We start from the raw sequence: 13,514 nt of genomic DNA on the forward strand, positions 1-13,514 counted from the left end.
GGCTGCGCGCCGCCCTCGCCGCCGCCCGCCGCTACGCGGACAGCTGACGGACGGGCGTCGGGCCGGCGGGACCGTCCGCCGGCCCGGCGCTCAGTCCACCTCGGCGGGAAGGGTCAACCGCATCGCCGGGTCCGCGGTCTCCCGGAAGCCCAGCGCGCGGTAGAGCGGCCGGCCGGCGTCCGTCGCCCGCAGATCGATCCGGCGTACGCCCCGACCGTGGAACCAGGCCAGCAGCGCGGCGACGCAGGCGCGACTGTGGCCCCGCCGCCGGTGCGCCGGGTCGGTGCTCACGTTGAAGACGTACCCGACCAGACCGCTCGGATCGTCCGGGCCACCCAGCCGCCGCTCGACCGTGCCCACCGCGCACGCCGCCAACGAGATGCCCTCCGGCGCGTCGACCACGAAGGCGGCCAGCCACGGATCGGGCTCCGACAGCCAGGCGCGCAGGTTGCCCCGCGCCGTCTCCTGCCATCGGCCCGGCGCGGTCGGCGTGCCACTCATCGCGGCGAGCATCAGCCCGCGCAGCCGGACCAGCTCGTCGGCGTCCGCCGGCACCGCCGGACGCACGTCACCCGTCACCACGCCGGCTCAGACCGGGCGGCGGCCGGCGAAGCCGCACTCGACCCGGTGGTACCAGCGGACGTCGGTGTCACCCTCCAGCCAGCACCAGAGCACCGCCCGCCCGTCCCGCTCGCCGGGGAAGTCGAGCAGCACCGGGGCGATCCCCTTGACCTCGATGCCGTGCTGGTGGAACTCCTCCACGACGGCGTGCAGCCGGGCCTCCAGGGCCTTCACCTCCGCGAGCCCGCCGAGCGCGCTGGCGCCGTGGTCGGCCAGGTCGACCCGCAGCTCGGCGAGGTCGGCCCGGTGCCGGATCAGCTCGTCGACGCGCGGCCGCAGCGTGGCGACCAGGTGTCGCGCCTGGGCGAGAGTGAACACCGGGCCAGTATGGGGCACGACGTGACCCGAGGGCGGCCCGTCATCCACGCCTCGCGGTGGTGTCGTACCCGGCCTCCCGCACGTCGGCCTGCCGGCCGCGGAGGGCACACGTCGCGGTCCTCGACGACTGCCGCGTCGGGCCGTCTTCGGCGGCGGGGCGGTCGACGTCCTGTGCACCGCCGGCCACGAGCTGCGACCATGGCGGGGCCGGCGAAACGTCCACGAGGTCACGGACCGAACGCTCGCCCTGATGTCGTTGCGCGGAGGATGAATGAACGTCGACGAGGCAAAGCGCAGGGTACGTGACACCGTCTGGGCCCGGCTGGACGGTGCCGGCCAGGCACTCCCGCCCGGCGCGCACGGGCGCATCCCCCACTTCGTCGGTGCCGAGGCAGCCGCCGAGCGGCTCGCGCGGCACGACGCCTGGCGTCGTGCCGACGTCGTCAAGTCCAATCCCGACACGGCGCAGCTGCCCGTGCGGCTCCGGGCGCTCGCCGACGGGAAGCTCCTCTACATGGCGGTACCGAAGATCGCCGACATCCGGCCCTTCTACCTGTTGGATCCGGCCGACCTCGACTCCGCAACCCCCGACATCGCCACCGGCGGCGGCGCGGCAGGTCACTTGCCGAAGGTCGGTATCAGCGAGATGAGACCGGTGGACCTGGTGGTGTGCGGGAGCGTCGCGGTCAACCGTGACGGCGTACGGGTCGGAAAGGGCGCCGGCTACTCCGACATCGAGATCGCGCTGCTCACCGAGGCCGGCCTGATCGGCCCCGCCACCGTCCTCGCCACGACCGTCCACCAACTGCAGATCGTCGACGGGCCGCTCCCGGAATCGGTGCACGACGTCGGCGTCGATGTGATCGTCACGCCGGACGAGGTGATCGAGTGCCCGCGCCGCCCACGCCCCGGCGGCATCTACTGGGAGAGCCTCAGTGCCCAGAAGATCGACGCCATCCCGGTTCTCAAGGAGGCGTCGACACCTCGATGAGCCCGGCGCGGTCAGGCGGCTCCCGCCTCAACCTCAGTCCGCCTGGGCGGCCAGTTCGCGGGCCCGGTCCCGGGCCGCCTCCAGCGCCGCCAGCATGGCCGCGCGTACCCCGTGGTTCTCCAGCTCGCGGATCGCGGAGATGGTGGTGCCGGCCGGCGAGGTGACCGCCTCGCGCAGCTTCACCGGGTGCTCCCCGGAGTCGCGCAGCATCACCGCCGAGCCGATGGCGGTCTGCACGATCAGCTCGTGCGCCACCTGGCGGGGCAGGCCGAGCAGGATGCCGGCGTCGATCATCGCCTCGACCAGCAGGTAGAAGTAGGCCGGGCCGGAGCCGGAGAGCGCGGTGACCGCGTCCTGCTGGGACTCGGGCACCCGGACGGTGGCGCCGAGCGGGGAGAACATCTCCTCGGCCAGCGCCAGGTGCTCCCCGGTGGCGTACGCGCCGGCCGAGATGGCGCTCATCGCCTCGTCGACCAGCGCCGGGGTGTTGGTCATCACCCGGACCACCGGGGTGCCCTCGGGCAGCCGCCGGTTGAAGAAGGCTGTCGGCAGGCCGGCGCAGAGCGAGATCACCAGCTTGCCGGCGGGGACCTTGGGGCCGATCTCGTCGAGCAGCGCGGCGGCGTCCTGCGGCTTGACCGAGACGGCCAGCACGTCGGCCTCCTCGACCGCGGTCGGGTTGTCGACCACCCGCACGCCGTAGCGGTCGGTCAGCTCCTGCGCGCGGGCGGGCCGGCGGGCGGTGGCGAGCAGCCGCTCGACCGGCCAGCCGGAGCGGAGCAGCCCGGAGAGCATCAGCTCGCCGATCTTGCCCGCGCCGATCACCGCGACCGTGTGCCCGCCCACCGTGCCTCCTCGTCCCACTCCGACAACTGTTGAAAGGGGCCCCCTGCTATGCACGAGGCGTTAACAGGGGGCCCCTCCTTACCTCTCAGCTGCCGAAGAAGACCTCGGCCTCGGCGTACCGCTCCAGCGGCACGGTCTTCAGCTCCCGGGTGGCCTCGGCCAGCGGAACCCGGACGATGTCCGTGCTCTGCATGGCGACCATCTTGCCCCAGTCGCCCTCGTGCACCGCGTCGATGGCCTGGAGGCCGAGCCGGGTGGCGAGCACCCGGTCGAACGCGGTCGGGGTGCCGCCGCGCTGGATGTGGCCGAGCACCACGGTGCGGGCCTCCTTGCCGGTCTTCGCCTCCAACTGCTCGGCCAGCCACTGGCCGATGCCGCCGAGACGGACGTGGCCGAAGGAGTCGAGCTCCTGGTTGTGCAGCACCATCTGGCCGTCCAGCGGCTGGGCGCCCTCGGCGACCACGACGATCGGGGCGTACTGGTGCTGGAAGCGCTTCTCGACGTAGCCGGCGACCTGCTCGACGTCGAACTGCCGCTCCGGCAGCAGGATCACGTTGGCGCCACCGGCGAGGCCGGCGTGCAGGGCGATCCAGCCGGCGTGCCGGCCCATCACCTCGACGACCAGGGTGCGGTGGTGGCTCTCCGCGGTGGTGTGCAGGCGGTCGATCGCCTCCATCGCGATGTTGACCGCGGTGTCGAAGCCGAAGGTGTAGTCGGTGGCGCCGAGGTCGTTGTCGATCGTCTTCGGCACGCCGACCACGTTGACGCCCAGCTCGTGGAGCTTGGTGGCGACACCGAGGGTGTCCTCGCCGCCGATCGCGATCAGGGCGTCCACGCCCTGCGCGGCGAGGTTCTCCTTGATCCGCTCCACGCCGTTCTCGATCTTGAACGGGTTGGTCCGGGAGGAGCCGAGGATGGTGCCGCCGCGCGGCAGGATGCCGCGCACCTCCGCGATGCCCAGCGGCTTGGTCAGGCCCTCCAGCGGGCCCTTCCAGCCGTCCCGGAAGCCCACGAACTCGTGACCGTAGGTGGCGACGCCCTTGCGGACCACCGCCCGAATGACCGCGTTGAGACCTGGGCAGTCGCCGCCGCCGGTGAGCACGCCGATACGCATGATCTGCTCATCCTCCTGGAGCATCAGGTGAAGCCCGGATAAGCCCCAGGATATGTGTCAGATCAGACCATCGGCGCCGTTGCCGGCCCGGGGCGGGCCGTCAGTGCGAACTGTAGTCGTCGCTGGTGCGCGCCGACACCGCGCCCCGGCCCGTCCCGACCGCCGGACCGGCTACCGGTCAGTAGCTGACCTCGTGGTTCTCCCCCGCCTTCGGCGGCTTGCCGGTGACCGCCGCCTTGGCGAAGCCGAGCAGGTTGACCACCGTGCTGCCCGGCGAGTCCCAGTACTCCGCCGAACCGGCGTGCACCTTGATCAACGTGATGCCCGGCGTGTCCAGGCCGTCCGGGAACCACGCCTTGAGCAGCGGATTCCACAGCTTCTCGGCGCGCGCCCGGTCCCACTCCTCGGTGGCGGTGCCGGCCACCGACACCCAGACGTTGTGCCGCTGGTCCGAGAAACCGACGTTGACCTGCGGGTTCACCCGGATCTGGCGGACCTTGGCCGAGTCGGCGTAGGCGAAGAACCAGAGGTCCCCGTCGAACTCCGCCTCCTGCAGCCCCATCGGGCGGCTGACCAGACGCCCGTCCACCGCGCTGGTCGTGAGCAGGCAGATCCGAGCGTCCCGGATCAGTTCGGTGACCCGGCTGCGGGCCTCGGCGGCGTTGGTCGGCTCGTTGCTCATGGGCACTCCTGTCTCGGATCGGCGTGATGCCGCTCCGGTGCCCCGGGCGGAACGGGTCAAACCTCCCGAGTCGTCATCGCCCGCCAGCGGGCCAGGTTGTGCCGGGCGTCGACGAGCGCGTCGTGCCGGTCCGCCTCGGCGTCGGGCAGCCGGGGCCGCCCCCGGTCGTCCCAGAGCTGGCGCAGCTCCTTGGTGAACCGGGGGATCTCCCGCGGCAGCGCCGGCATGGCGCCCCAGAGCTGGGCCAGCACCACGTGGTCGTACGCCGCGTACCAGGCCCAGAGCTCCAGCTGCTCGCCCGGGCGGTCCCGCACCGGCGCCAGCAGGAACTCGTGCAGGTCGTCCCGGATCCGCTCGCGCGAACGCCAGGCCCGGTCGGCCGGCGAGGGCAGCTTGTCCAGCACGTTGCGCCGCACCCAGGGCACCGCCCGGGAGTCGTCGAACTCGGTGGAGACCGCGTAGAACTCGCGGCCGTACTCGTCGACGACGCCGATCGACACCAGGTCGACGGTGCGGCCGTCCTCGATGAATTCGCAGTCGTAGAAATAGCGGTAGACCATCGTCCCCATCCTCGCCCATCACCGTCGCGGGGTCGCCGCCGGGGCGTCCGCCGAGGTCGGCGCGGTGCCGCCCGCCGACCCGGCATGGTCACGGAAGTGTTTCCAGGGGTGTACAGCACGCGACGGGGACGTCATGATCTGATGTGTACCGCCGTCGGGCGCCGAACCGGTTGAGCTGCTTCTTGCCGGGACTGAGAGCTTCACCCGGTGTGCGAGTGGTGACTTCTGACCGGGGAGGGGTTGGGCCGTGGAGTCTCGCCTGCCGGAGCCGGGTGACGCGCTCACGGGCGTGGAGATGTTCGCCGGGCTGGAGCCGGAGGTGCGCCAGCGGGTCATCGCCGCAGCCGTCCCGCGCACCTACCGCAAGGGTCAGCTTCTCTTCGTCGAGAACGACCCCGGCGAGTCGCTGATCGTGCTGCGCCGCGGCGCCGTGGCGGTGTTCCGCACCGCGCCCACCGGCGAGCGGGCCGTGCTGTCGGTGATCCGACCCCCCGACGTGCTGGGTGAGGTCTCCCTGCTGGACGCCTCGACCCGGTCCGCCTCCGCCGAGGCCATCGAGGACTGCGCGGCGCTCGCGCTGTCCCGGCCCGCCTTCATGGAGCTGGTCCACTCCAACCCGCGCATCCTCGACGCGGTGATGCGCTCGCTGGGCCAGCTGATCCGCCGGCTCACCGAGCAGAACGCCGACCACGTCTTCCTCGACCTGCCCGGCCGGGTGGCCAAGACGCTGGTCCGGCTGGCCGGCGAGAGCCAGGCCCCGATGATCACGATCGAGCTGAACCAGAGCCAGCTCGCCGAGATGGCCGGCGGCTCGCGGCAGAGCGTCAACCAGGCCATCGGCTCGTTCGCCAGCCGCGGCTGGCTGCGCACCGAGGGGCGCCGGATCGTGGTCACCGACGTGGCCGCGCTGCGCCGCCGCGCCGGCATGAGCGACCGCTGACGGATACGCGACGAGGGCCGGGGCGACACGCCCCGGCCCTCGTCGTACGCGGTCGGTCAGACGCCGGCGCTGCCCGGCCCCGCCCAGGCGGTGGTGCTGCCCGGGCCGGCCCACTCGTTCTTGTCCTTGCCCCCGGCGGAGCCTTCGCTGACGATGCCCTCGGCCTGCAGGCTGGCCAGGGTCGCCGCGTCCACGTCGACGGACTCGCCCGCCGAGTGGGCGACGCCGTCGCCGTCGGTCCAGTCGCTCTCCAGCTTCACGAACACCATGAGATCCCCCTTTGTCACGTCGTCCTCGTCCGGCGGGGATGAATGTAGTCGCCGGGCACGCCCTCGACCGCCCGGACGACTGTCCACAAACCAACAGCCCGGTACCTGACATTGGCGGCGCCCGGGATACTCACGGTGACGCCGCGGGGGGCGGCGCCCGGCCGACACCGGCCGACCGACCCAGTGGAGGCCTGTCATCTCCGCGCAGTGTGACCGTTGTGGACGTACCGCGGCCGACGGCGACCGGTTCTGCGGTGGATGCGGCGCCGAGCTGGGCGCGGTCTGCCCGCACTGCCTGCGCCCGCTCGCGACCGACGTGGCGTTCTGCACCACGTGCGGCTCGCCGCGCCCGGGCGCCCGGCAGTCGGTGCCCACGCCGCAGGAGGACCGGCGCCGGGTGAGCGTGCTCTTCGTCGACCTCATCGACTTCACGCCGTACGTCGAGCGCGCCGACCCGGAGCAGGTGCGCGGCATGCAGACCGGATTCTTCTCCGCCGCCCGCCGGGTGGTCGGGCAGTACGGCGGCGTGGTGGAGAAGTACATCGGCGACGCGGTCATGGCGCTCTTCGGCGCCCCGGTGGCCACCGAGACCGACGCGCTGCGGTGCGTCCGGGCCGGGCTGGAGCTGCAACGGGTGCTGACCCGGTTCACCCCCAGCGGCCAGGACGAGATGCGCTTCCGGGTCGGGGTGGCCACCGGGGAGGCGCTCGTCGACGTGGCCGCGGCCCGCGACGGCGGACAGGCGATCGTCGCCGGGGACGTGGTGAACACCGCCTCCCGGATGCAGTCGGTCTCCCCGCCCGGCGGCGTGCTGGTCTGCGGCGTCACCCACGCGCTGACCAAGGACGCCATCCGCTACGACGAACAGCCGCCGGTCACCCTGCGCGGCCGCTCCTCCCCCACCGAGGTCTGGCTGGCGCTCGCCCCGGTCCGCCGCCAACCCACCGACCGGGAGCCGGACACCACCCCGCTGATCGACCGCGAGCACGAGCTGGGCCTGCTGGTCAACGCGCTGCACCGCTCGCTGCGCGACCGGCTGCCGCAGGTGGTGACCGTGTTCGGCCGGGCCGGGCTGGGCAAGAGCCGGCTGGTCCGGGAGCTGCACCGGCACGCCGGCCGGCTGGTCGACGAACCGCTGACCTGGCGTACCGGGCGGTGCCCACCGTTCGGCGAGAACGTCACGTTCGCCGCGCTTGCCGACATCGTCAAGACCGAGGCCGGCATCCTCGACACCGATCCCGCCTCGACCGCCGCCCAGCGCCTCGCCGCCGCCGTCGCCGAGCTGGTCGGCCCCACCGAACGCACCCGCCTGGTGGACGCGCTGCGCCCGCTGGTCGGGCTGGCCGGCACCACGCTGCCGGCCGAGGAGGCGGAGTCGGCGTGGCGCCGGTTCCTGCTGGCGCTCGCGGCCCGCCGCCCGACCGTGCTGGTCTTCGAGGACCTGCACTGGGCCGACGACGCCATGCTGCGCTTCGTCGAGCTGCTCGGCGCCGCCGCCCGCGAGGTGCCGCTGCTGCTGCTCTGCACCGCCCGACCGGAGCTGGTCGACCGGGACCCGAGCTGGGCGGGGACGATCACCGGCTCGGTCACCGTCACGCTGCCGCCGCTGCGGGACACCGGCATCGCGTCGCTCTACGCGCACATGTTCGGCCAGGCCGCGTTCCCGGCCGAGATGCTCACCCCGCTGGTCGAGGTGGCCGGCGGCAACCCGCTCTACGCCCACGAGTACGTCCGGATGCTGATCGAGCAGGGCGCGCTGCGCCAGTCCGGGCGCGGCTGGTCGCTGGAGAAGCACCTCGACCTGCCGATGCCGGAGAGCGTGCACTCGGTCATCGCCAACCGGGTCGACCTGCTCGACGCCAAGGACCGGGCGGTGCTGCTGGCCGCCTCGGTCGTCGGCGTGCAGTTCTGGCCCGGCGCGGTCGCGGCCGCGCTGGGGCAGCCGGTGGAGTCGGTGGAACGCGCGCTGCGCCGGCTGGAGCAGCGCGACTTCGTGCACGAGCAGTCGGCGTCCACCATGGCCGGGCAGGCCGAGTTCCGGTTCCGGCACGTGCTGGTCCGCGACGTCTGCTACCAGCGGCTGCCCCGCACCGAGCGGGTGGCCCGGCACGAGCGGACCGCGGACTGGCTGGACGCGTTGTCGCAGACCCGGGACACCGACCTGGCCGAGGTCCTCGCCCACCACCGCTGGGCGGCCCACGAGATCGCCCGGACGCTCGGCCTGCCGACGCACCGCTACGCCGGCCCGGCCCGCGCCGCGCTGCACCGGGCGGCCCGGCGGGCGTACGCCCTGCACGGGCTGGACGCCGCCGCCGCGCACGCCGGCCGCGCGCTCGGCCTGGCCGACGACACCGACCCGGTGGGCCGGCTGCAACTGGAGCTGCTGGCCACCGAGATCTCGTTCTACCGCGACGGCAACGCGTTCCTGTCCGGCGGCGGGCCGGAGCAGTTGCAGGCACTGGCCGACCGGCTGCTCGCGCACGGCGACGACGCCTGCGCGGCCCGGGCGTGGACGCTGCTCGGCCAGGCCGCCTGGCTGCGCGCCGACCGGACGGTGGCGGTGGCCTGCCTGGACCGTGCGGTGGGGCTGTTCGAGCCGCTGCCGGACAGCGCGCAGAAGGCCGACGCGTACGCCGAGCTGGGCCGGCTGCACATGCTCAACTACGAGCGGGACGCGGCGGTGTCCGCAGCCGAGACCGCGGCGGAGATCGCCGAGCGGCTGGGCCTGACCGAGACCCGCACCAACGCCCGGGTCACCGCCGCCACCGCCCGCTACCAGGCCGGCGACCGGTCCGGGCTGGACGACCTGCGCGCCATCGTCGAGTTCAGCCGGGGGCAGCAGCTGCTGGCGCTGCACCGGGCGGTGCAGAACCTGGCGTACGCGGTCCGCGAGGAGGGTGACTGGCTGCGCTCCGACGCGCTGCTGACCGCCGGCCCGACCCGGACGGCCAGCGGGCAGACGCTGACCACGAGCTATTCCGGCGAGGCGATGCGGGCCTACTTCGACGGCGACTTCGCCCGGCTGCTCGCCGCCGCCGACGCGTTCGTGGACACCCCCACCGGCGGGTGGGACATGCAGGTGCGCGGCCTGCGGTCCTGCCTGCGGGTGCTGCGCGGCCAGCCGGTGCCGCCCGCGCCCCGCGCCGCCGAGGGGACCGGGTCGCCGTACCCCGACGACGTGTCGGCGGCGCTGGACGGGGCCCGGCGCAGCGGCTTCCACCGCCCGCACTGGACCATGCTCGGCATGGCCGCGCTCTGCCGCGCGTTGCAGGGTCGGGCCGGGGAGGCGGCGGAGCTGGTCGACGAGCTGGCCGGCTCCTGGTCGAGGGTGCCGGCCCTGGCCAGCGGCGAGTGGATCGCCGCGGCGGCGTACGCGGCGGCCCTGTCCGGGCGGGACGCGGCGGTGCGGGTGCGCGCGATGCTGGACCGGCTCGGGCACCGGACGCCCTGGTCGGAGGCGGCGCTGCGGACGGTGACCGGCGCCGTGGCGGCGGCGGACGGCGACCACCGTCGGGCCGCCGAGCTGCACCTGGCCGGCGCGGAGATCTACGCCGGCATCCCGGACGTCACCGACCGGATGCTGGCGCTGGCGCTGGCCGTCGGGGAGCTGACGCTGGCCGGCGACCCGGGGGCGGCCGGTCCGCTGGCCGAGGTGCACGCGTTCGCCCAGCGCAACGAGGCGCCCGGGCTGTTGGCGCTGGCCCGGCGTCCGGTGCCCGACGCCGGCCCGGCGATGGCGTGCTGACCCGCCCGGCGACGCCTCAGGCCGGCACCGCCTCCCGGGGCGCGGCCTTCGCCTTCTGGGCGTACGTGTCCACGTACTCGCGGCCGGAGAGCTCCATCAGCTCGTACATGATCTCGTCGGTGACGGCCCGCTCGACGAACCGGTCGCCGGCCATGCCGGCGTAGCGGGAGAAGTCGAGCGGCGGCCCGAAGCGGATCCGGACCCGGCCGAGGTTGGGCACGATCTGCCCGGTCGGCTGGATGGCGTCGGAGTTGAGCATGGCCATCGGGACCACCGGCGCTCCGCTCTCCAGGGCGAGCCGGGCGACACCCGTCTTGCCCCGGTAGAGCCGGCCGTCCGGGGAGCGGGTGCCCTCGGGGTAGATGCCGGCGATGCCACCGGCGCGCAGCACCCGGAGCTGGGTGTCGAGGGCCGCCCGGGCGGCCCGGCCGCCGGTGCGGTCGACCGGGATGGTGCCCGATCCGACGAAGAACATCTTGGTCAGCCACCCCTTCAGTCCCTTGCCGGTGAAGTATTCGGCTTTTGCGATGAAGGTGACTTTTCGCTTCACGATCAGCGGCGTGAAGATGGAGTCGGAGAACGACAGGTGGTTGCTGGCCAGGATCACCGGACCGGTCGCCGGCACGTGCTCCAGACCCTCGACCTGCGGGCGGAAGACCAGCCGCAACACTGGGCCGAGGATGATGTACTTCAGCAGCCAGTACAGCACCGGGGTCCTTCCGGGTGGGGTGGCGACGCGCGGGACCGTGCGGGAAGAGGGTACGAAGCACGAGCGGCACGCCACAACGCACTCCCGGAACCGGGTGCCGGCGTGTCAGGATTCAGAGCACGACGGCGAAGGGGGTGTCCGGTGTCAGGGGGCGGGCCCCGTCGGGGACGGCGGGACAACGGGCTCGACGCGGCCGAGTACGCGGTCGCGGGCGACGTCGATCCGCGCGTGGGTGAGCACCTGCTCGACGTGCTCGCCGCCGGCGGCATCGCGGCATACCTTCAGCCCTCGGCCGACCTGAACCCGGTGACCCGCACCACCACCGTCCCGGCCCGACCGGTCGACCGGCTCTACGTCGACAGGTCGCACCTGACCACCGCGCGGGACTACCTCACCCAGCTCGCCGACGAGGGGTCCGACGACCCGCCCCGCCCGGACGAGCCGGACATCGAGGCCGAGTGGGCCAAGATCGTCGCCGGCTTCCACACCACGCCGACCGCCGGCAGCCACCCCTGGCCGGCCGCCGAGGACGTGGACGACCCGGTCCCGCCGGCCGGCGCCGCCGCCGGCCGCGCCGAGGAGCCGGCCGGTCCGACCGCCACCGACGTACGCCGCCTGCCCTACGCGGCGGACGTCTCCGGCGTCTCGCTCGGCCGGGACCGGTCCGACGAGCCCTCGCTGCTGGACGGGCTGGACACGTTCGGCGCCGACCTGCCGGGCGACGCGGAGGAGGAGCACTACACCCCGCCCCCGCCGCCGCCGCTGCCGCGCTTCTCGAAGTACGCGGTGCTGGGCGTGCTCTGCGTCGTCGTCGGCTTCCTGCTCTTCCTCTCCCCCACCGTGGTGTCGCTGGTCGACCCGTCGGTGGTGACGCTGCTCGGCTTCACCGGCATCCTGGCCGGCTTCGTGATGCTCGTGTGGCGGCTGCGACCGGGCGACCGGGACGAGGACGACCCGGACAACGGCGCGGTGGTCTGAGGCCGCGTAGAGCGGCCGCCCGGATCGCGGGACGCTCCGCGCCCCGGCTCACCGCGTAACAAGGGTGTAACTTACGGTCAGTAGGAATACCGCTGAACGTCACTTCCCGCACCGGCTGTCCGGATTGCGTCCCCTCCGGGCACCGGTCCCCTGCTGAGCGGAATGCCCGAGATGCGACAGAGCCCCCTCGTGGTGGTGGCCAACCGCCTCCCCATCGACGACAGTGTGGCGCCCGACGGCGCCTTCGAGTGGCGCCGCAGCCCCGGCGGCCTGGTGAGCGCCCTGCACCCCCTGCTCCGGCACACCCCGGCCACCTGGGTCGGCTGGGCCGGCGGCACCGGTCCGGCACCCGCCCTGCCCGACGTGGACGGGGTCCGGATGCACACCGTCCCGCTGACCGGTGAGGACTTCCGCGACCACTACGAGGGCTTCGCCAACGCCACCCTCTGGCCGCTCTACCACGACGCGGTGGAGCAGCCGGAGTACCACCGCCGCTGGTGGGAGGCGTACCAGCGGGTCAACCAGCGGTTCGCCGAGGCCGCCGCCGAGGTGGCCGAGCCGGGCGGGCTCGTCTGGGTGCAGGACTACCACCTCCAGCTGGTGCCCGGCCTGCTCCGCGGCCTGCGCCCCGACCTGCGGATCGGCTTCTTCCTGCACGTGCCGTTCCCGCCCCCGGAGCTGTTCATGCAGCTGCCCCGCCGGGCCGAGCTGCTGCGCGGCATGCTCGGCGCCGACCTGATCGGCTTCCAGCGGGCCCAGGCCGCGCACAACTTCGCCCAGCTCGCCGCGAAGGTGCTCGGCCTGTCCGCGACCGACCGGCGGATCGCCGTCGACGACCGGGTGGTGCGCATCGGGGCGTTCCCGGTCGCCATCGACACCGCCGAGATGGCCGCGCTCGCGGCCCGGCCCGAGGTCGCCGACCGGGCCCGCCGGCTGCGGCAGGACCTCGGCCAGCCGGAGAAGGTGATCCTCAGCGTCGACCGGATGGACTACACCAAGGGCATCGAGCAGCGGCTGAAGGCCTACCGCGAGCTGCTGGCCAGCGGCGACGTCAAGGTGCGGGACACCGTGCTGGTGCAGGTGGCGGTGCCCAGCCGGGACCGGGTCGGGCAGTACCAGATCCTGCGCGACCGGGTGGAGCACCAGGTCGGCCGGATCAACGGGGAGTTCGGCCGGGTCGGCGAGCCGGCGATCCACTACCTCACCCAGCCGTTCGACCGGGCCGAGCTGGTCGCGCTCTACCGGGTCGCCGACGTGATGGCGGTGACCCCGCTGCGCGACGGGATGAACCTGGTCGCCAAGGAGTACGTCGCGGCCCGGGTCGACGGCACCGGCGCGCTGCTGCTCAGCGAGTTCGCCGGCGCGGCCGCCGAACTGGAGCAGGCGTACCTGGTCAACCCGCACGACCTGGACGGCCTGAAGCAGGGGCTGCTCGCCGCGCTGCGGGCCGGCCCGGAGGACGTCGCGGCCCGGATGCGGGCGATGCGGGAGCACGTGGCCCACAACGACATCCACGCGTGGGCGGGGTCCTACCTGAGCGCGCTGGAGGAGAGCGGCTCGCTGCTGGGCCGCCGCGCCACCCCCCGCTGAGCCGACGCCCGGCGCCCGGCGCTCAGTCGCGCGCGGCGGGCGCCGGGTCCTTGTCCAGCCAGTCCAGGATCGCGTCGATCGGCTCCCGCCAGCGGGCGTCGAGCATCAGGTCGTGGCCCATGCCGGGGAACAGCAGCGGCGCGGAGGCATA

13 protein-coding genes and 1 pseudogene are annotated in these 13,514 nt (G+C 73.7%); 5 read left to right on the forward strand and 9 right to left on the reverse strand.

Annotation, left to right across the window (positions count from 1 at the left end):
• Nucleotides 1-90: 90 nt before the first annotated feature.
• Entirely contained in the window at nucleotides 91-579 is a 489-nt protein-coding gene (locus HUW36_RS13255; RefSeq protein WP_246248142.1) for a GNAT family N-acetyltransferase, read from the reverse strand.
• Nucleotides 580-588: 9 nt separating this feature from the next.
• Nucleotides 589-939 carry a DUF2203 domain-containing protein gene (locus tag HUW36_RS13260; protein ID WP_174528438.1) on the reverse strand — a complete coding sequence of 117 codons (351 nt, stop codon included), beginning with the start codon at nucleotides 937-939 and terminating at the stop codon, nucleotides 589-591.
• Between the two features lie 271 nt (nucleotides 940-1,210).
• Between HUW36_RS13260 and HUW36_RS13265 the strand changes: the two genes are divergently transcribed.
• A complete protein-coding gene (locus HUW36_RS13265; protein WP_174528439.1) occupies nucleotides 1,211-1,930 on the forward strand; it encodes a 5-formyltetrahydrofolate cyclo-ligase in 720 nt (239 codons plus the stop codon).
• A gap of 33 nt (nucleotides 1,931-1,963) precedes the next feature.
• Here HUW36_RS13265 and proC read toward each other — a convergent pair whose 3' ends face one another.
• The 4 genes from proC to HUW36_RS13285 form a co-directional block, all read right to left on the reverse strand.
• A complete protein-coding gene (gene proC / locus HUW36_RS13270; protein ID WP_281357524.1) occupies nucleotides 1,964-2,776 on the reverse strand; it encodes a pyrroline-5-carboxylate reductase in 813 nt (270 codons plus the stop codon).
• Between the two features lie 85 nt (nucleotides 2,777-2,861).
• On the reverse strand, nucleotides 2,862-3,890 hold the full coding sequence (locus HUW36_RS13275) for a 6-phosphofructokinase (RefSeq protein WP_091577173.1): 1,029 nt from the start codon (nucleotides 3,888-3,890) through the stop codon (nucleotides 2,862-2,864).
• 178 nt (nucleotides 3,891-4,068) lie between these two features.
• Entirely contained in the window at nucleotides 4,069-4,572 is a 504-nt protein-coding gene (locus HUW36_RS13280) for a pyridoxamine 5'-phosphate oxidase family protein (protein ID WP_174528441.1), read from the reverse strand.
• 56 nt (nucleotides 4,573-4,628) lie between these two features.
• Entirely contained in the window at nucleotides 4,629-5,132 is a 504-nt protein-coding gene (locus HUW36_RS13285) for a polyadenylate-specific 3'-exoribonuclease AS (protein ID WP_099164251.1), read from the reverse strand.
• A gap of 247 nt (nucleotides 5,133-5,379) precedes the next feature.
• On the opposite strand from HUW36_RS13285, the gene HUW36_RS13290 reads away from it, so the two are divergent.
• Nucleotides 5,380-6,072 carry a Crp/Fnr family transcriptional regulator gene (locus HUW36_RS13290; RefSeq protein WP_091059444.1) on the forward strand — a complete coding sequence of 231 codons (693 nt, stop codon included), beginning with the start codon at nucleotides 5,380-5,382 and terminating at the stop codon, nucleotides 6,070-6,072.
• A gap of 56 nt (nucleotides 6,073-6,128) precedes the next feature.
• On the opposite strand, the gene HUW36_RS13295 is transcribed toward HUW36_RS13290, so the two are convergent.
• Complete coding sequence (locus HUW36_RS13295; protein WP_245666182.1) at nucleotides 6,129-6,359, reverse strand: hypothetical protein; 231 nt, start codon at nucleotides 6,357-6,359, stop codon at nucleotides 6,129-6,131.
• Nucleotides 6,360-6,537: 178 nt separating this feature from the next.
• Here HUW36_RS13295 and HUW36_RS13300 point away from each other — a divergent pair, with 178 nt between their 5' ends.
• A complete protein-coding gene (locus HUW36_RS13300) occupies nucleotides 6,538-10,086 on the forward strand; it encodes an ATP-binding protein (protein ID WP_174528446.1) in 3,549 nt (1,182 codons plus the stop codon).
• Between the two features lie 16 nt (nucleotides 10,087-10,102).
• On the opposite strand, the gene HUW36_RS13305 is transcribed toward HUW36_RS13300, so the two are convergent.
• On the reverse strand, nucleotides 10,103-10,795 hold the full coding sequence (locus HUW36_RS13305) for a lysophospholipid acyltransferase family protein (RefSeq protein ID WP_174528442.1): 693 nt from the start codon (nucleotides 10,793-10,795) through the stop codon (nucleotides 10,103-10,105).
• Between the two features lie 141 nt (nucleotides 10,796-10,936).
• On the opposite strand from HUW36_RS13305, the gene HUW36_RS13310 reads away from it, so the two are divergent.
• Both HUW36_RS13310 and HUW36_RS13315 read left to right on the forward strand, forming a co-directional pair.
• Complete coding sequence (locus HUW36_RS13310; protein ID WP_174528443.1) at nucleotides 10,937-11,773, forward strand: DUF308 domain-containing protein; 837 nt, start codon at nucleotides 10,937-10,939, stop codon at nucleotides 11,771-11,773.
• A 171-nt stretch (nucleotides 11,774-11,944) separates the two neighbouring features.
• A complete protein-coding gene (locus HUW36_RS13315) occupies nucleotides 11,945-13,363 on the forward strand; it encodes an alpha,alpha-trehalose-phosphate synthase (UDP-forming) (protein ID WP_174528444.1) in 1,419 nt (472 codons plus the stop codon).
• A gap of 22 nt (nucleotides 13,364-13,385) precedes the next feature.
• Here the strand turns inward: HUW36_RS13315 and HUW36_RS13320 are convergent.
• Nucleotides 13,386-13,514: pseudogene (locus HUW36_RS13320) on the reverse strand (alpha/beta hydrolase); the annotation flags it as partial.

This window comes from Micromonospora maritima (assembly GCF_902825405.1).
GTDB lineage: Bacteria > Actinomycetota > Actinomycetes > Mycobacteriales > Micromonosporaceae > Micromonospora > Micromonospora maritima.